The sequence below is a fragment of the Candidatus Hydrogenedentota bacterium genome (assembly GCA_018005585.1).
Lineage (GTDB): Bacteria > Hydrogenedentota > Hydrogenedentia > Hydrogenedentales > JAGMZX01 > JAGMZX01.
Window position 1 is genome coordinate 10,957 of sequence record JAGMZX010000063.1, and the last position, 18,874, is coordinate 29,830.

An 18,874-nucleotide genomic window follows, 5' to 3' on the forward strand; every position below is an offset into this window, starting at 1 on the left:
ATGCTTCAGTATTTGCAGCGCATGGCCGCCGCGGCGGAACGCGGCCACCGGTTCGTCACCCACGATGTCTGGCACATTGGCCGGCCGGGGGAAGAAGTGCCGCATGGCCTGATCATCAAGCATGTGCGCGTGGCGATCCTGATTGTCCGCGGTCTCATCGAGGAGACTCTCCTGCTCCGTGCCTCGGCGCTGACCTTTGCCACGCTGCTGTTCACGGTCCCCTTTCTTACGTTCATGTTCTACTTCATAACGACGTTCAATCTCGGCGAAGCCGTCTACCGGCGCTGGTCGGAACTGATCGATGAACGGCTGACCCAGGTCGCACTGATGATTCGGGGCGACGGCGGGAAAAAAGAGCCGCCGCCGGACGTTCTTACCGCGCATGTGCCGCGGAAAGTGGATCTCAAGGGCCTGGCGGGTTTCCCGGACGCCCCTTCGTATCTGACTCCAAATACGCGGCCGCCGGTGCGGGTTACCAAGGTGCAGGCTCTCTCTGCCGCCTCGACGGTCCGTTCGGCCGGCCGGGGCCGGGACCGGGACCGGGACAACGAGACGCTGAAACGGAGCATCACGAGTTTTTTCCTTCTGGGCGTGGCCCAGGCCGGCGGAAGCACGCAGTCGCAATACGTGGACCCCGTGAAGATGCTGGTGACGATGGCGGAGCAGGGGGCGCGCGACCTGCCCACGCTCGGCCTCTCGGGCCTTGTGTTCGTGCTCACGACCGTATTCGGCCTGATGCGCAACGTCGAGACCTCGGTCAACGCGATTTGGGGCGTGACCCGCAACCGGAACTGGTTCCGCGTGCTCGGCGATTACCTCATGATCACGCTGTTGCTGCCGTTTGTTGCGGCGGGCGTGCTCGCGATCACGGCCGCGCTCGAAAGCCGGGCGATCCAGGAGGCGCTCGGGCCGTTTGTCACGGGCTTGCGCGGCGCGCAATTGGCGGTCATCTGCGGGACTATGAGTCTGCTCAACTGGCTTGTGCCCAACACGCAGGTGCGCAAGCGTTATGCCCTGCTCGGCGGCGTTGTCGCCGGAGGCCTGTGGGTGGTGAACTCATGGGCATACGTCAAGTTTCAGATCGGTCTCGCGCGCTACACGCCGTTCTTCTCCGGTTTCGCCCTCTTTCCCATCCTCATGATGTGGGTCTATGCAAGCTGGATTATCCTGCTGCTGGGCGCGCTCATCACCTTTGCGTATCAGAACGAGAAGACTTTCGCCATGGAGCGCTACTCGGACGTCGCCGCGTTCGCCTACAGGGAGGCGCTGGCGGTTCGCGTCGTCGTCGAAATGGCGCGCCGCTTCCGCGACGGATTGCCCGGCTACACGGTGGCCGAGATGGCGGAAAACTGGAACGTGCCGATGCGCCTGCTGCACGAGACGCTCGATTGTCTCGTGGCGGCGCGGCTCGTGATTCGCTGCGCCACGGAGCCGCCGGCCTATCAGCCCGCGCGCTCTCCCGAAACCACGTACGCGCGCGACGTGGTGCGCGCCGTCCGCGAAGCGGGCGAGAGCCCGTCGTTGCTGCGTCAGGACGGGGTGTATGCTTCCGTATATGAAGCGTTGGACGCGGGCGACCCGCGCTGTCTGAACGCGACCATCTCGGAACTGGCGCAGCGCGTCGAGACGCAAACCTGACGGAGCGCCGGCGGCCCGGCGGGCGCAGGCGCGTTACGCGCCGAGGGAGGACCACGACATGGCACAGCTTGAGGGAAAGATGGCGCTGATTACGGGCGCGGGCCGCGGCATCGGGCGCGCGATCGCGCTCGCCTTCGCCAGGGAAGGCTGCGGCGTCGCGCTACTGGCCCGCACGCTGGACGAACTCACCGAGACCGCAAACCTCGTAGTGGCAACGGGCGCGCGCGCGCTGCCCTGTGTCTGCGACGTGTCCATGCCCGCGCAGGTGGACGGCGCGGTGAACCGCGTTCTGCACGAGTTCGGTCACATCGATATCCTCGTAAACAACGCGGGATTCGCCGCTTTCAAGCCCTTCGTGGAAATCGGGTTCGAGGATTGGAAGCGCACGCTGGACGTCAATCTGACCGGGCCGTTCCTGCTGATACAGGAGGTCTTGCCCTCGATGATCGAGCGCGGTTCGGGAAGGATCATCAACGTCTCGAGCGTGGCCGGTTTGAAGCCCATCCCGGAGCAGAGCGCGTATTGCGCATCCAAATTCGGATTGAACGGACTCTCGCTCGTGCTCGCCATGGAACTGCGCCCGTACGGGATCGCAGTGCATGCCATCTGTCCCGGCGGCGTCGCCACGCGTCTTTCAGAAGAGGCGATGCCGCAGCGGGATAAATCGGACTGGATGACGCCGGAAGACGTGGCGCACGCGGCGCTGTACCTGGCGACACTAAGCCCGCGCGCCACGACCGACGTCCTGCACATCCGGCGGTTTGACAGCGCGCCGATAGGCGCGGCGTGACGCGCGCGGCCTTGTGCATGGTATGATGCCGCCCGCAACCCATCTTTCTCCCTGGAACCCCGCATGAAAGCGTTTGATCACGAGCTTATCTCCGGCAGCCCGGCCCGGTCCGTGTGGAAGCTGGCGTGGCCGCTGATCATGCTGAATCTCGTGAACGGCGTGCATGGGCTGGTCGACCACGTGCTCGTGGGCCATTTCGTGCCGGATGAAACCAAGGCGGCAAACGCCGCCATCGGCGTCGCGTGGCAGGTCTTTCTGGTGCTCGTCGTGTTTATTGCCTCGCTCTTTCACGGGATGAACGTGCTCATGGCCCGGTATGCGGGCAAGCAGGACCGCGAACGGATGAGCCGCGTGGCCTATGAGACGTTCCTCGCCGCCGTCATCGCGTTAGTGTTCATTATCGGCCCGACGGGCTATCTCCTTGCGCCGCGGCTGCTCGATTTTGTGCGGGCCGAGCCGCACGTGCAGCAGTATGCCCTGCCCTATCTGCGTATCCTGTTCGCGTGCGGCGCGCCGCTTTTTCTCATGCTCATGATCACCGGCGCGTTTCAGGCGTCGGGCGATCCGAAGACGCCGCTGAAGCTGGGCATACTCACGACGGTCCTGAACGTGGTAATCAGCTTTGTCCTGATTACGGTCTTTGACATGGGCACGGTGGGCGCGGCCCTTGGCACCGTGCTGGCCCCGTTCGTGACCGTGGTGGTGGCGATCGCGCTCGTACTGCGCGGCAAGATGATTATCCATCCGCCCGCCCGCTTTCATCTGCTGCCTGACTTGCGCGTGCTCAAGGTGGTCGTGCGCATCGGCATTCCCACCGGCATCCAGGGCGTGCTCTTGAATCTGGGCGGCGTGCTCCTGCTCCGGTATATCGGATCGCTGCCGGGCAGCGCCGCCGCGCAGGCCGCCTACACGATCTGCTATTCGCAACTTTTTTCGCTGGTCACGTGGACCTCGTTCGGGCTCCGTGCGGCCACGGGCACGCTCTCGGGACAGAATATTGGCGCGGGCAAGCCCGAGCGCGCGCGCGCGTGCGTCTATCACGCCGCGCTTTTCGGCGGTGTCTGGGCCGGCGCCGTGGGACTGCTCTTCTGGCTGCTGCCGGAGCAGCTGCTGGCGCTCTTCGACGCGGCGCGCGGCGATGTGCTGCTCTATGGGCGCGCGCTGTTGCGAACCCTGAGCGTCTCCGGCATATTTCTCGCCACGACCCTCGCGTTCACGGGCGGGCTTCAAGGCGCAGGCGAGACCAAGATGCCCATGTACATTGCCTTTCTCACGCAGATCGTAATCCTGCTCGGCATCTGTCAGGCGCTGCTGTCCTTGGACATGCTCACGCCGAACCGCATCTGGATGGCGATCCTCGTGTCGCATTGCGCCCGCCTCGTCATGACCTATGGCGTGTTTCGCATGGGCGCGTGGACGCGCATCAAGGTCGAACTGGAGCACTGACGCGCATTATGTGTGACACGGCAGCCGTTGTGACGCCGCAGAGCGTGCTTTTCGCCAAGAATTCGGACCGCGACGTCAACGAGGCGCAGGGCCTCGAGTGGCACCCCCGGCGCGCATATCCCTCCGGCGCGATGCTCCGCTGCACCTGGACCGAAATCCCGCAGGCCCGGGAGACGCACGCCGTCTTGATCAGCCGGCCCTTCTGGATGTGGGGCGCGGAAATGGGCGCGAACGAGCACGGCGTCGTCATCGGCAATGAGGCGGTGTTTACCAGGCAGCCTTATGCGGCCACGGGATTGACCGGCATGGACCTGCTGCGTCTGGCGTTGGAACGCGCGGACACCGCGGAACGCGCTTGCGAGGTGATCGTGGCCCTCTTGGAGGCGCACGGCCAAGGCGGCGGTTGCGGATATGAAAACCGGCGCTTCACGTATCACAACAGCTTCATCGCGGCGGACCCGAGGTCCGCATTCGTGCTCGAAACCGCCGGAAAACATTGGACGGTTGTTCCCGCCGCCGGCGCGCGCGCCATCTCGAACGGCCTCACGGTCGCAGGCTTCGCCGATGAGCACGCGGACCGGCTGCGGTCGCGCGTTACCGCGTGTTGCGTGCGGCGCGCGCGCGTCGAGGCTCTCGCCCGGCAGGATGCGACGCCCGAGGGCATGATGCGGCTCTTGCGCGACCATGGCGGGGAGAACGCGCATCCGCGCTACAGCCTGCTGACCGGAGCATTGCAGGCTCCGTGCGTACACGGGGGCGGGCTGCTCACCGCGGTGCAGACGACGGCGTCGTGGGTCGCGGAATTGAGGCGCGATGGCGTCCGGCACTGGGTTACCGCGACGTCGGCCCCGTGCAGCAGCCTGTTCAAGCCGGTCTCCGTGGAAGAACCCGCCAATCTCGGGCCGTCTCCCGCGGCGCGTGCGGACGATTCGCTGTGGTGGCGGCATGAACGGCTGCAACGGCGAATCGCGCGCGACCCCGATGCCTGGACCGGTTATTTCGGGGAACGGGACGCCATAGAAACGGCTTGGCGCACCTCACCGCCGGACACGGCCGCCGCGTTTGCCGCGCACCAGGCCCTGATCGACCGCTGGCTCACGTCCGGTGAAAGCCTGTCGTTGAAAGACCAGCGATCCTGGCGCCTGCGGCGGTTCTGGCGTGTTCGCGATCGCCGCGCAGGGCTGCTTTGAGGCTTCTCAGCCGGATCACAGCCTACCAATAGAGCAATCGCACCGCGTGATGGAACATTTGCGGGCGATCCAGGAAATTATTGGCGTAACAATGCAGATAGATTGCCCCGCCTTTCGGCACGTGGAAGCAGGTTCCGCCCGGCAGCATCTCATACTGGACCACGTCGCCGATGCCGCCGACTTCAGTATAGTAGTCGCGCCCGCAGTAACCGAAATAGCCCTGCGCGCCCGTCGGTTCCATGCCGGTGCCGGCGTCCGCCCATTCTTCCCAGGGATTCTCGGCCACCAGGGACAGGAGGTGACCATTATCGCTCCAGCCGCCCTTTTGCACGCCGTTGAAATGCTCGATGCCGGCGATGTGCATGTCCTCAGGCGCAACGATACGGGCGGTGCGCCGGTCGATGCCGCCGGGCGCCACGGAATAGGCCTGCGTGTTGATCGTGATTGACCTCAGTTGTTGTGTGACCGGTTCGCCTTGGGCGCGCACCGGCGCGAAACGCCCCGCCGCGAGCAGAGCGCATAAGGCCAGTAACGGGATGAGATACAGGGGATAGAAGTTGCTTCGTTTCATGACGTGTCTCCTTGCTTCCGTGCGGCTGCCCCTGTGCCATAAGGTAGCACTTCAGACATGGGATGGACAGGCCCGGCCATGCCGCCTGATTCCACGGTGAAGCGGCGGGAGAAGATTCAGGGAGCAGACGCGTTCTCCCGGGCGGGGATTTCAAATTCGTCCACGACAAAGGTGCATCCGCTGGAGAGGCCGCCCCAGCGCCCTTCCCACCATTCGAGGGTGTTGGCCTTCACCACCATCCAGTCGGGCCGCGGCGTGTAGCCGAGTGCTTCCACGCCGGGAATCTCGAATGACACTTCCTCGATACGGATGCGGACCGCCGCTTCCGGCTCCACTTTGAGCTGGAAATGAACCGCGCCGGACCACGGCATGACGCGCATGTGGAAATGCAGGCCTTTTCTCCCGCGCTCGGATATGGGCCGACCTTCGCATTCGGCGGCCAGCACGCGCGTGGGCGGCAGAACGGAAAAGAACGCTTCCGGCGCCTTCCGTGGCGAGGTATAGCGCAGCGTCAACACGCGGCCGCCGCCGCGCAGTTCGTCGCCGAGCACGTCCAGACGCGGCCCTTCCAGAGGCACGATTGGCGCAGGCGCGCTCAGACCCGCGCCGCGACGGGCCCATCCTCGGGCCTCATCCGCCGTGGGCTCTGCGGCGGCGTGGGCGAAGAACTGCCCGGTCCACGCGTCCGGCGCAGGGTCGTCGCTGAGCCAGATAGCTTCCCCTTTCTCGAGGTCGAGAGCGTAGGACAGGCTTGTCATCTTCGGTGCGAGCGGGCTGAATCCGTTCGTTGCCCATCCAATGGTCATCAGAAGCGCCGCCGTTCCGCAGCATGCAAGCGGTACGCGCCTTGACCGCGCTTGCATCACGACCGCCAGCAACGGCGACAACAGCGCCAAAGCCAAGAAGAAAAGCACGGTATTCGGGACCAGCAGAAACGCCGCGCCGATCTGGTGCAGCATCTGCAAGCCTGGTCCCAGGGACAACAGCAAGGGCGCAGCGCCGACCACCTGGACCGGCAGAGTGACGTTGCGCCCGACGCCGCACGCACGAAGCCAGACCGCGAAACACAGGCTCAACGAGCCAAACAGCAGCGGCCACGCGGCGAAAAAACTCGCCATGGGCACGCCGTATTCGAGCCCGGCGAGCACTGCAAGCCACAGGAGCAACGCGCCGCCGTGCAGATTTTCAGGCGCGGTCCGTTTGCCCGCCCAACCGTACGCGAACGCAGATACGCCGAACGCGAACGTCAGGAACGCGAACAGGTACCAGGTGACGTTATAGAGGAGATAGACGTAAAACACCTTGTACGTGACAAATACCAGCAGCCCCGTGACCGCGGCGATGAACAGGCCCGCGGCGATCTGCGCGGCGATGCTGAGCAGCAGACCTCGCAACGTCAGGACACGCAGCGCCAAACCCAGCATCAGCGCAGCGGCAAACAAGAACGCCGCCATGACGGCGATGCGCAGACTCCAGGATGCCGGATAGGACACGACGTGCGCCCCGACCGTGTTGAAGTACACGGCATTCTCTTCGCGGCGCACGGGTTCCTCGCGATTTCCGAAGTAGCGCGCGAGGGCCATGGCATACGAGCCCTGCTGTTGAATGCTGGCCGGGTCGACCAGTTCGGGGCGGTCGTTCATCGTGTGGTAGTAATAGAGTCCGCCTACGAACGCCACATTGTAGCCGGTGAAACCCCGCCCTTTCAGCACCGCGAAATCGGTGCTGTTAGGCGTGCGCCGGTGGACCTCGAACATGATGGAATTGGTGCGGGCGTCGGCGCCAGACTCCTGCAACGCGCGAATCAAAGCCCCGTTACCGTCGCTCGTCTCGAACATCAGGGCGGGGCCATAAACGCCGCGGGCCTCGAACCCGAGCACTACTGGAGCGTCCTTGACCCACGGATGGTTCACGCAGGCGCGCACCCCGCCCTGCATCCGTTCCTCGTCGCAGGTGAAAACGAACACAATATCGTTGCGCGGCGGCGGCCCCTGTCTCAGCGCGCGGGCGGCTTCAAGCATGACTACCGTGCCCGATCCGTCGTCGGCCGCGCCCGGCCCCGAATGCACCGAATCGTAGTGAGTGGTAATGACGAACGGGGTGCCGCCGGGCTGGCCGGGAATGCGCGCCACGATGTTTTCAACCGCGCCCATGGAGTGAGCCTGAACCTCGCAGAGCTGTTGCAGGTCCACTTCCAGTCCGTAGCCGCGCAGGGTGGCCACGAGATAGGCATGGACCTCCGCCAAGGCCTGGCTGCCCGCCGCGTGCGGTTCTTTCGCGACACTTCGCATGTGCTGCATTGCCCGGCCCGCGGAAAACACCTCCGGAGGCGCGTCTTCCGGGAGCGGCGCGGGCGGCTGCGCCAGCCACCACGACAAGACGCCAAGCCCGGCGGCGAAGAACAGCAGGGCGCCCCGAACGGCGCCACGGACCCCGTGCGATATCGGGCCCGGCGGGACCAGGGGTTGGACGGCGGACTGCTGGCCGGTTTCCATTGCTCTCTCCTGTCTTTCGCGCCGAATTTCGAGCAAACCGCAGGGGGCGTTGATTGATTAGAACTCTAACAGTTTGGACTCTTGCGAAAGAGGAGCGGTTTCAGGGGCATGCTGCGCGCATGCGCGGTCTGGGCGCTGGGTTTCTCTTTTCGGGCAATCAGTAGGCGCCGAATTCGAGCGCGGCGTCGATCCAGGCGGCGTAATTGCGCTCCGTCCGGAGGGAGAGCGGTTCGTTGATGGGCGCGGCGGTTGGCATGATCACGTAGCCGCCGCCCGCCTTTGCCGCGGCCATCTGTGCGCGCACGGCCCTGCGGATATCTTCGGGCGCGCCGTGCTCGAGAAGTTTCAACTCCGTATTGCCGAACAGGACCAGTCTGTCGCCGTAGTCTTCCTTGACTTCGCGCAGGGTGATGTCGCCGTCCGGCGGCGGCTCGATGGGGTCGAGACCGTGTGCGCCGCTGGCGGCGATGTGCGGCAGCGCGTCGCGGATGCGTCCGTGGCAGTGGGCCCGCACGAAGATGCCGGCGTCCGCGAAGATGCGCGCCGCGGCGGTGAGGCTCGGCAGGACCATCTCCTCGAAAAACGGCGGCGGCAGATAGGGGGGCGTGTAATACTCGGGGCCGTAGATGCGGACCAGAGGCCCGAAGCCGAGCTCGGCGTCGAGGCGAAGCCGTTCGAGCACGGGACCCGTGAAGGCGTCGATGAGTTCGAGAATCTTGTCGTGGTGCTCGTAACACAGTGTCGTGAAGAGGCCGAATTCGAACAGTTCCGGCACGTACCCGGCGGGGTCGCTGCCGTCGTTCATGATGATGCCCGCGTCGCCCAGGTGCTCTTCTACAATCGCGTAATGCTCGAGCGCAGAGGGCACCCGAGACTCGTCAATCTGGTATAGCCCGGGCAGAACTCGAAGAAACGCGTCGATGTCCCGCGGAGTCTTGAGGAGATGCTCGGTGTTCCAGACCGTGTGCACGTCGGGATGCTCGATGCTGGTGCGCGTCAAATCGCCCAGCGGCGTGCGGAGCCGCGCATGGGTTACGAACGCGCCGTCGGCGTTGGTCTCGCGGCGGATGTCCCACAGCCCGGAATCGGCCCAAGCGTCCCAGCCCCACATGTAGAGGCAATCGGTATCCGCGCGGATCTTGTCCATCAGGCGGGCATAGGAAGGCGCGCGGTTCTCGAAGCTCTCCGGGTTCCATCCCACGAGTTCATACGTGGAGATGGGCACGCGGTCCACGGGTTCGCGGCGCAGCGTGCGCAAGAGGCGTTCGCGCGGGGTCATCGCGCGGCTCCTACCACTGCGGCGGGACGAGGCCCGCCGTGAAGGCGAGGATAACCTGACCCCCGTAGTAGAGAGGAAGGCCGACCCACCGGTTCCAAGCGTCGTTCTTGACGAAGCGGTCGCGGGCGACGGTGAGGTCGGACACGTAGAACAGGGTCGCGCCCGCCAACATCCACGGCGTGCCGCCGCGCCCCACGGCGCCCGCCGCGCAGGCGACCATCAGGCTGATGACCACGATGTAGGCGTAGACGGGGGCGCGCATGTCGCCGAGTTTCGGCGCGAGCCACAGCACGACCGGGATAGCCACGGCCACGAGCGCGCCCGCGGCTGCCAGCGACCAGAGCGGCGCAATGCCGTACAATAGAAACGCCGTGACATACGCAACGTGGCCCAGCAGGAAGCTGACCAGCCCTGCGAGGAACACGCGCGGTTCTCGAAAAATCAGAAACAGGTCGCCCCACCACGACAGAAACAGCCCGGCGAGCAGGCCGCAGCCGTAGGGCGACTTCAGCGCGCCGCCGTGCCACGCCAGCACGAGAAACGCCGTCGACGCGATCATCTTGGCCACGCCGCCCGGCGTTCTGCCCCAACCCAGGCTGTCCGAAACCAACAGGACCGCTACACCCGCGATAACAATGAGAATGCATGCCAGCGTCACGTGGAGATCTCCTGTTTCATTTCCATCGGTCCGGTGCCGTCATTATGGCGGTTCCGCATATCACGCTATTCGACCGGGCGTAACGCAGCCCCGATGTGTCCGTTACTGCAATGACGCGGTCGCATCTCATCTCGCGAATACGGCAAACGCCACGAAGGGACGCCTTAACGCATTTTATGGTCCCGGTCCTCCAGCGTGTTTTCGAGGTTGCGCACGCGCCACCGGATGTCTTCGAGCAATTGCCGGTTCACGCCGATCAGGTCGGCAAGCAACCCGACGACAATCAGCGCGAAACCGGTGCCCAGGAAGAGCACGCTGTAAATGAGCGACTGGATGTGCCCCGCGCTGTTCGCCGTGAAGTAATAGTAGAGAAAGCGCACGCTGGGGATGAGCCCGACGGCCAGCGAACACAGCCCGAGCAGCGCAAAGAAGCGGAACGGGCGGTACGTCATGAAAATGCGCACAATGGTCAGGACCGACCGCCGCAAATAGGAAGGGATGCTGCTGATCAGACGCGAGGGGCGCGTTTCCGCATTGACGCGGACGGGCACGCTGGTGATCGCCATGTTCTTGCGGCCCGCCTGGATGATCGTTTCCAGGGTATACGTGTAATTGTCGAATACGTTAAGACGCATGGCGGCCTCGCGCGTCATGGCGCGGAAACCGCTGGGCGCATCGGCCACGTTCGTCCGGCTCGCCAGCCGCACGACCCAGGAGCCCAGCTTCTGCAGCAGGCGCTTGGCCGGGGAAAAATGCACGATATCGCTGATGGGCCGTTCGCCCACGACAATCTCCGCTGTGCCCTCGATCAGCGGCGCGACCAGCTTCGGAATGTCTTCGGCGTTGTACTGGTTGTCGGCGTCCGTGTTGACGATGATATCCGCGCCCGCGCGGATCGCGAAATCCAGCCCGGCCATGAACGCGCGCGCCAGACCCCGGTTCACCTTGAAGCGGATGACATGGTCCGCGCCTGCCTCGCGCGCTACCTCGGCGGTCCGATCGTGCGAACCATCGTCGATGACCAGCCATTGCACAACGTCCACGCCGGGCAATTGCCGGGGCAGCGAAGCAAGCGTGGCCGCGAGCACCTGCTCCTCGTTGTAGCAGGGAATCTGGATGATCAGTTTGCGCATGACGCTCCCCACATTACACGAAAACAGGATTATAGCAAAAGCGGCCGGGATTCCTTTTCAATTTTCGTGATAGTCGCAATTCATGGGCTTGTGCGCGTATCCTGCCCCGAGGAATTGGCCCGTGAGCCGTTGTCTTGCACAGAGGAGAACCGGCCGGTGAATGCATGTGCTCTTTGCCCGCTGATTCTGCTGGCGTTTGGCGCTGGCTCGGAGGGCGCGCCGCCCGCGGCAGGCCAGGACCCCTTCCTGTCCTTCGGTTCCTTGAATCGCGCCTTTGTCGTGCCGGTGGAGATGCCGGAGTATATCGAGAGCTTTCGCCGGCTCGACCCGAATGACGACCCGGCGGTGCTCGATGAAGCGTTGGCGAAGGTCTTTCCGGAAGGCGCGCAGGCGGACGAGGCCGGCGTACTGCGCATCCTTTCCTATGTGGCGCAGGTCATCCGCCTGGAAGAATCGTTCACGCCGCTGGGTTCTGAAGTGCTCAAGCAGGGCCACGCTTACTGCAACGGTATCGCGCTCGCGTTTGCGGCGCTCTGCCGCCGCGCCGGTTTGCCCGCGCGCGTCAACGCGTTCCACAACCTGGAATGGATGGAAGGACACAACGCCGCCGAGGTCTACTATGATGGCGCATGGCGGTTCTTCGACCCAACCTACGGCGCGTTCTATTTTTCGCAACCGGTCTATGGCGGGGCGGGATATGTGCCCTCGCTATGCGAACTCACCGCGAACGCCGCGCCGCGCTTCGGCTTTCAGGTCACGCGCCGTTTGTGGCAGGGTGGCTTCGACGGCACGGTCGACGTGCAGCCGATTGCCCCTGACGCGAAATACGGCGACTATCCCTTTACCCTGGCCGAGTTCCACGAACGCTTGTTCCGCGGCGCGTTCCCCGTCATCCCGAGCGAGGACGCGGCGTCGTCTTACCCGCTGGACGTCGACCTGCGCGACACCGATGAGGTCTGGATCGGTGAACGGGACGGCATGTTCATGGACCAGTTGGGCAGAAAGGAAGCGGGGCGGCTGCCCCGGTTCCACGGAACCCCCGTCATCGGCAAGACGCGGCTCGGCACCGCGTTTCAGACGGTCTCGATCCTGGCGCGCGAGCCCGGGGCGTACCGGCTCACGTATTACATGGCGCCGGGCGGCCGCCACGACCACATGGCTGTTGTGGAACTCAAGAACGTGCGCGTTGGCGCGACGCGGGCCGAACAGGACGCCTGGGTCCTCGAATGCTACGTGCAGGACAATCCCGCGGTCCTGCTTGTAGCCAACCGGTATTTCTTCGCCGCAGTGGACGCGATCCGCATTGAGCGGACCGGCGGGAAAGAAGCCGCGCAAGAACCGGAATGAGCGCCGGCGCCGGAGCTCACGCCCGCGGACGCGCCAACAGCTCCTGCACTCTGGCGAGCAACGTCTGCGGCGTCAGCGGTTTCGACAGGAAGGCGTCCGCATGCATCGCGGACAGGTCGTCCGCCGTGCGCGGGGCGAAATCAAAGCCACGCTGGCTTTCCACCGCCGTGATCATCATGACGAGCACATGCTGAAGCTGCGGGTCTGTCTTGATCCGTTCCGCGACCTGGAAGCCCGCGTCAAGACTGCCCATCATCAGGTCCGTGATCACGAGATCCGGCGCTTTCTCAACCATATGCGCCAGCGCCTGCTCGCCGTCCGTGAAGCAATCCACAACGTATCCGGCGCCGCCCAGTACGAACCGATGGAACTCCAGGAGGTCGGGGTCGTCATCGATTACCACGATGCGCCGCCCGGCCGCTTGCCCCGTAGTAGCCTCGGTATTTTCAACGGACACGGTCCTGTCTCCCATCACCTGAAGACACTATAGGACCCGCGCTTCCGGAACTCAAATGTCTCAAACGCCCCCCCCCGCGCGAACACCTTGCCCTGACATGAAGCAGTCAAGACGGGGCTCAAAGGCGATACAGGAATCCGGCCGCCGCCCTGCACGGACCGCGGCCGGAAGGATAGGAACAGGGGCAATTATTGAGCAACCGGCAATTGCACGCTCCCGCTTTTCACCACGCTGTCGCCGGTTTGGGCCGAAAGCAGCAGATTCTCCCCGAGAGCGGGCGCCTGGAAGAATCCGATTGTGGCCGTGCCGCCCACGACCGGCGCCCGGCCGACCGGGTAAGGCCCGTTCGGGGTGTCCTGATACGCCGTGATAACCGCGCCTTCCACCGCGTACTGGATGACCAGGTCGTCGAGGCCGACCGCGCCGAGCACGAAGTCGCCCGGAAGCGTGATGACGTTCGGGTCGCTGGTCCAGATTTCGAGCGTCGGATCGCCGATCACGTGGTATAGCAGCAACTCATCGTAAGCGTTCGCGTACGACGTGCCGTCCGTGTCCAGCCCGATGCGCGAGACCAGGTACAACTTGGCGTGATTGAGGATATCGCCGAGCCGGCGCTTCGACTTGTTGTTGCCGAAGTCGGGGAGCACGCTCGGCCAGATGGCGTCGAAGAGCCCTCTCGCGAGCAGAGAATTGGTCGTACTGGGGCTGACTCGGGTATCCCCGATGAGGCCGACCGCACCGTTCACCGGGTCGCGGAGCAGCCTTTCCGCGAAGTAGCTGTTGGCTGGCGTCGTGCCCTCCGCCGGGAACGTTTCGTTGTCAAATATGCCGCTAGTGCAATTGATGCTGAACACCACGGGCTGGAACCCGCCATTCGTCAGCGACCCGAAATTGTCCCAGTCGAACTCGGGATCGCCCCAGCCGCCGCGCCAGCCATGGTCGCGGTGGAACACAAGAAAGCGCCCCTGATTCCAGGCGTTGATGATATCCGTGGTGTCCCCGTTCCACGAAAAGCCGGAGCCCGGCCCAATCTCCGCGGGCAGCGGCGTGCCGTCATAGTAACGGCGGGGCGTCGGATCGCCGGTGTAAGGCGGGGTCGGCGGGTCGCACGATGCGCAGCCGTTGTCGACGGTCTCCGTGTAGATGCGGTCCACCTGATAGCCGAGAGAGACCAGCGGTGCGCGCACAAACTCAGAAACCTCGGTGAACGTCCGCTGCGCCACGCCGTCTTGTGCGATGCCCGTGCGGCAGCACTGGAACTGTGCCGCAATCATGATGCGCTTATAGAACAAGTCCGAGCCGATGCTCCCTGGCGGCGTCTGTTCATAATCGATGATTTTGTTGACCACATCCGTCGCCTGTTGCAGCGTATCCACCGGGATGCGGCCCAGCGCGAACGTGGGCACAAGCGACGGGAACTCCTGTCCGGGATAGGTGGTGATCGCATAGGGCCAGTCCGATCCGATCGTATCGCCGAAGTCGGTATTGGCCCGGCCCAGAAGAAACGGCGCGATGAACTCCGCGTCGCCCAAAAGCAGGATATACGTTGGCTTGATGATGCTGATGCCGTAATGATTGTCAATGAACGCGTTGATCTCCGTTGCCGTCTGGCGGCCCGCAATGCCCGAGCCCGTGCCGCATTCATACACGTTCGTCATGATTCCCTTGAGATTCTTCCACGCCGCGAGCATGTCCGCGGCGTCGCGGAAATCCGGATGCGTCAGGATCATGAACTCCTCGCCCAGATTGCTCGGGCTGATCGGGAACGGGACCCCCGGGAACTCGGGGACTGTTTGCTCGTTGATCACCGCGCCGAGGAAGACGTCCGGCGAACTCTCGAACGGGTTCTCGAATCCCTCGAAGAGGAAACCGCCGGGACCGTTCTCGAAGTGCACCTCAAACGCGACGCTCGAAAACAGGTTCAACTGTTGTGTCACCGGATTGTACTGACCGCTCGAAATCTCGACCTGATACAGTGTAAGACCGCGCATGACCCCGAGCGGCGACACCGTGCACACTTCCGGCGGCCAGAACGCATCCGTCGAGTAGATCTGCTCGTCCATCGCCAAAGGCCGGTCCGCGTACAGGTCATCGTCCGGCGGGAGCGAGCCCGGTCCGTCCTCCGGAACGCTCTGGTCGGCGGGTTCGGCCTGTGCGGGGTCGAGCAACACCCGCAGCGTATCGCCGATAACCGGGGTGCTGGTCACGCGCACCGACGCGCCCGGCGGCACGGCGACCAGCTTGCGCGCCGCGGGAATGCTGGGTACGCCCGCGTCGTCAACGTTGCGGTCGAGCCCGGGCACATTGAGCTGAAAATACACGTCGCCCAAGGCGTCAATCCGGATGCCCGGCCGCCCGACGCCGAAGGTTGCGGTGCCCAGAAAGTGCTGGTTGTCCGATTCCTTCTGCTCCGTACCCGGCTCCGCGCCATAGCGTTCGCGGCCCGGGCATGCCGTGCCCCCTGGGAGCGAAATGACGACGCTGAATCGAAGCATGCTTATGCGCGCCGCCGCTTCCCGCACCTTTTGAACCGCGGGCAACAGCAGTTTCGGGCCTTTCTGCGGGCCGCCACCGAGGCCATCCTCCACCGTGGCCAGCATCCCGAGCGCCTCATCATATGCGTCTGCCGCATCGCACGGCTGTTCCCCGAGAAACGCGGTTTCGCCCGCGAGCAACAGGCCGCGCAGCGTGTCAATGGCAGACGGGTCTACGTCACCTTCCAGCGCATCGACGGCAGTCTCCGCCAGCAACGATTCGCCTTCCAGCGAGCCCGACGGATCTTCCGGGTCGAACAACGGCGTGTAGCCGTCCTCAGACGAGGGGTCCAGCCCGTAGATGCGCGCATTGTACATCTGGATGACGCGAAGCAGTTCCGTCAACAGTATTTTCCAGTCCTGGGGATCATAGTCTGAGTCATGTGGCGCGCACGCGCGATCACCGTCGCCGGGCGCGAACCCGTCCTCCGTGCCCTCCTCGCAATGAAACTCACTGCTGTTATAGAGCTGAATCACGCGCAGCAATTCGCCAAGATTGACCTCGAAATCGGCCGATGTGTCCGCGCTGTGGTAGGGCGCGCCGAATGCCATGGCCCCCATGCCGAGACTCAACAGAACCGCAAATAGACACACTCTTGGACCGCACTTTTTCGTCATGATTTGCGTACCTCCAGGTTGACACCCAAATCCCTTGCGTTAGGGCCTGCTCGACGATATACCCGCGCATCGGGTTTGCGCGGGCGCGCCTCACACACTTCCCACCTTCGCGGCCGCCGAAATTGCCCGGAGCCACGCAGCCTGTAGGCGGCGAGATCTTTTGTTCACTATGCGGAACACAGGCGCTCCCGGACGTATTCCGGGCATGCCGCCGACGGAACGCCTGGACTATGTTCAATGCCGCCCCGGAATGCGCATGCCTCGAGCATACCTTGATATTTCTCGCTTGGATTGGCAGACTAGCACTTCGGGAAATCAAGCACATGCGACGGGTGTGGTGTGTCAATTCGCAGCGAGGAGGAACACGTAATGGAATCGGACGGTTTGGAAAGAGACAAATTCAGGCTTCTGCTGGAGCAACTGCAAGACAACGCGAAAACGTTCCGCGCGAACGTATGGGGCACCATGGGGTTTCTCGTGCTGGTGATCGGCTCCTTGATCACCTCGCAGACGCTGCAAAGCGCGCTGAGCACCTCCCCGAATACCGCGCAACTCACCTTTGGCGTGACCTTCTTCATCGTCGTCATGCACACCCTGGTGCTGGCTGGCGTGTACTTCCGCTCCAAGCGAATCATGTTCGCGATGAAAGCGCTCGGATACGTGGAGCCCAAGTTCTACAAGTACTACAGCATTACTCTGGCGCACCTGTCGGCGAGCGCCTCGATCGACCTGGCGCTCTTCGTGCTCATCGCCATCATCATCGCCAACCTCGGGCACGTATCGTTCCTCTACTTGTGGTAGCAGGGCCTCCCGCTGAAAGCGTCAATCGCATTGGGGGCTGACCGGAGTTCGGGTCATGATGAGCGATTCGATTCTTGCTCCGTTCATTCCGTATCGAACGGATTTCCTTGCCAGGTTCTTCATGTATACGTGCCAGGGCAACCCCGTGTATGTGGCTTTGCTGTACTTCCTGCTTTCAACGGGCGGTCTCTATCTTCTCGGTTGGCTGACGGGACAGCTCAAAGGGAAAAACGGGCTCCCGCCCATGTACACGAATATCGTCGACAACCTGAATATCGGGCTGCTCGCGCCGATTGGGGCGGGGCTCCTATGCCAGCTCTACAAATGCATCACGCATGCGGTTGCCTACATTGAAACCAATCCGATCATTAGCGATAGCAGTGCGCGCGACCTTCAACACCTGCTGGGAAGGATAGACACGCTCTATAACGGATATGCCCCGATAGTCCTGGCACTTTTCATCTCCTTAGCCATTAACGTATTCACCTTTTTCGCCAAGAAGACAAGCTGGCTCTCTTACAAGGCCGGGATTACCGGGGTCTACGGCAGGCTGATCGTGATTCTGAATTTCTTCATGATTGCGCTTGTTCTGTACAAGTGCGCCGTGACAACCTGGTTCCTCAATCACCTCTTCTCCCTTGACATCATCATTCAGCCGATGCACCCCGACCGCTCCGGAGGGTTGAAACCCATAGGCGACCTGGCGGTCACCATGACCTATTTCATCCTGCTCCTGATCGTATATGTCTCGATGCTGGTTGTATTCGACCGGTTCGCGGTCCGCAAGAAGGGATTCATCCTCATTTTCATCTTCCTGTATCTCGCGGCGCCGGTGCTTCTGTTCCTACCGCTTTCCGGCGCTCACGGCAAGATGGTGGAGGCCAAATCGCGGGAGATGCAGTTCATAGACGAGCTCTACCAGCGCGAGTACTCGAATTTCAAGGCCTGCGCTCAGGACAACGAGCTTGCGGCCCTCGAAGCGACCAACCTCCTGAATATCGGCCAACTCTACGCGAAGGCACAAGAGCTTCCCGAATGGCCCTTTGACATCGGAAGCATGCTCCGAATGTTTTCCGTTTTCGTTCTGCCCGTGGGCATATTCCTCTTTGAACAGGTCATGAGCAGAGACAGCCTGTTGCGGGAATGGCTGTTGCGGCGCATCAAGAGCCGGGAAACGGTGGCGTAGCCGCGTTACGGCGCGCGCCGCGCCTGGGAAAACGTGCCCGAAAGCAGAAACCGCAGAACCAGCCCGGCGCACTCCTCCCTGTGGTGGATGGCATGGTGGTTGTAGGGCAAGAGCACGGTCTCCGAAGCCCCCTCAAATGCCAGCGATGCGGCTGAAACGCGCCCGTCGTTGTTTCCCGGTAGAAATCGCGCGAAACGCAAGCTGTTCTCCGTACCGCCGACCACGCCTATCTTGGGCGGCGGTTCATTCAGGGGCGGCGCGATGACCGGGCCGGGCGGCGCCAGTTCCCGCAGGGAAGGCGAGAGCAGGGACAGCGGCGGAAAAACGCGCAGCGCAATACGCGCCAGCTCCGTCCCGCCGCTGGGCGTGGCGATCAGGACGCAGGGGCCCAGACGCTCAATGCGGCGGCGGCTCAGCAGGAGACGGGTTACGAGACCGCCCATGCTGTGCGCGACAAAGTGAACAGGCACGCGCGCGGGCACAACGCAGGACAATTCCTCCTCAAGCTTGCATACTGCCGGGACAAGCCCCCCGAGGGTGGTGGGAAGGCGCGGGCACCAGGTGTCCAGCCCGGCCGCGCGCAGACGCGCATCAAGAAACCGCATGTCGTGCGGCGTTCGCGCGAATCCATGCAGCAGAACTACGAAATGCGCCTTGGCCAAGGAAGTTCTTTCATGCTCAAGAAGTATCGAAGACCGCATTCTACCCGCACTGCACGAGAGGCGCAACAA

The 18,874-nt window shown here is 63.5% G+C and carries 15 protein-coding genes; 7 read left to right on the top strand and 8 right to left on the bottom strand.

The genetic code is table 11. The annotated features are described in order from the left end of the window. The 4 genes from KA184_12210 to KA184_12225 all read left to right on the top strand — a co-directional run. Nucleotides 1-1,638: YihY/virulence factor BrkB family protein (locus tag KA184_12210; GenBank protein MBP8130333.1), on the top strand; the 1,638-nt coding region annotated here is incomplete at its 5' end. A 58-nt stretch (nt 1,639-1,696) separates the two neighbouring features. Continuing rightward, nucleotides 1,697-2,428 carry an SDR family oxidoreductase gene (locus KA184_12215; protein ID MBP8130334.1) on the top strand — a complete coding sequence of 244 codons (732 nt, stop codon included), beginning with the start codon at nt 1,697-1,699 and terminating at the stop codon, nt 2,426-2,428. Nucleotides 2,429-2,491: 63 nt separating this feature from the next. Continuing rightward, nucleotides 2,492-3,874, top strand: coding sequence for an MATE family efflux transporter (locus KA184_12220; protein MBP8130335.1), 1,383 nt, complete (start codon nt 2,492-2,494; stop codon nt 3,872-3,874). Nucleotides 3,875-3,882: 8 nt separating this feature from the next. Then, nucleotides 3,883-5,064 (top strand): hypothetical protein, encoded by a 1,182-nt coding sequence (locus KA184_12225; GenBank protein MBP8130336.1) that lies wholly within the window; start codon nt 3,883-3,885, stop codon nt 5,062-5,064. 22 nt (nt 5,065-5,086) lie between these two features. Here KA184_12225 and KA184_12230 read toward each other — a convergent pair whose 3' ends face one another. From KA184_12230 to KA184_12250, 5 genes are all read right to left on the bottom strand, one after another. After that, complete coding sequence (locus KA184_12230) at nt 5,087-5,635, bottom strand: hypothetical protein (GenBank protein MBP8130337.1); 549 nt, start codon at nt 5,633-5,635, stop codon at nt 5,087-5,089. A 116-nt stretch (nt 5,636-5,751) separates the two neighbouring features. Next, nucleotides 5,752-8,130, bottom strand: coding sequence for a M20/M25/M40 family metallo-hydrolase (locus KA184_12235; protein ID MBP8130338.1), 2,379 nt, complete (start codon nt 8,128-8,130; stop codon nt 5,752-5,754). Between the two features lie 157 nt (nt 8,131-8,287). After that, nucleotides 8,288-9,409 carry a hypothetical protein gene (locus KA184_12240; protein MBP8130339.1) on the bottom strand — a complete coding sequence of 374 codons (1,122 nt, stop codon included), beginning with the start codon at nt 9,407-9,409 and terminating at the stop codon, nt 8,288-8,290. Nucleotides 9,410-9,419: 10 nt separating this feature from the next. Next, entirely contained in the window at nt 9,420-10,067 is a 648-nt protein-coding gene (locus tag KA184_12245) for a lysoplasmalogenase (protein ID MBP8130340.1), read from the bottom strand. 164 nt (nt 10,068-10,231) lie between these two features. Then, nucleotides 10,232-11,200, bottom strand: coding sequence for a glycosyltransferase family 2 protein (locus KA184_12250; GenBank protein ID MBP8130341.1), 969 nt, complete (start codon nt 11,198-11,200; stop codon nt 10,232-10,234). A gap of 156 nt (nt 11,201-11,356) precedes the next feature. Here KA184_12250 and KA184_12255 point away from each other — a divergent pair, with 156 nt between their 5' ends. Next, nucleotides 11,357-12,547 carry a transglutaminase domain-containing protein gene (locus tag KA184_12255; protein MBP8130342.1) on the top strand — a complete coding sequence of 397 codons (1,191 nt, stop codon included), beginning with the start codon at nt 11,357-11,359 and terminating at the stop codon, nt 12,545-12,547. 16 nt (nt 12,548-12,563) lie between these two features. Here KA184_12255 and KA184_12260 read toward each other — a convergent pair whose 3' ends face one another. Both KA184_12260 and KA184_12265 read right to left on the bottom strand, forming a co-directional pair. Beyond that, the gene (locus KA184_12260) at nt 12,564-13,004 is read right to left on the bottom strand and encodes a response regulator (protein ID MBP8130343.1); all 441 of its coding nucleotides are present in this window, start codon (nt 13,002-13,004) and stop codon (nt 12,564-12,566) included. Between the two features lie 188 nt (nt 13,005-13,192). Then, nucleotides 13,193-16,099: a hypothetical protein gene (locus tag KA184_12265; protein ID MBP8130344.1), complete on the bottom strand. Its 2,907-nt coding sequence runs from the start codon at nt 16,097-16,099 to the stop codon at nt 13,193-13,195. 426 nt (nt 16,100-16,525) lie between these two features. On the opposite strand from KA184_12265, the gene KA184_12270 reads away from it, so the two are divergent. Next, complete coding sequence (locus tag KA184_12270) at nt 16,526-16,957, top strand: hypothetical protein (GenBank protein ID MBP8130345.1); 432 nt, start codon at nt 16,526-16,528, stop codon at nt 16,955-16,957. Nucleotides 16,958-17,012: 55 nt separating this feature from the next. Beyond that, entirely contained in the window at nt 17,013-18,143 is a 1,131-nt protein-coding gene (locus KA184_12275; protein MBP8130346.1) for a hypothetical protein, read from the top strand. Between the two features lie 5 nt (nt 18,144-18,148). On the opposite strand, the gene KA184_12280 is transcribed toward KA184_12275, so the two are convergent. Further along, nucleotides 18,149-18,805: an alpha/beta fold hydrolase gene (locus KA184_12280; protein ID MBP8130347.1), complete on the bottom strand. Its 657-nt coding sequence runs from the start codon at nt 18,803-18,805 to the stop codon at nt 18,149-18,151. Nucleotides 18,806-18,874: the final 69 nt, after the last annotated feature.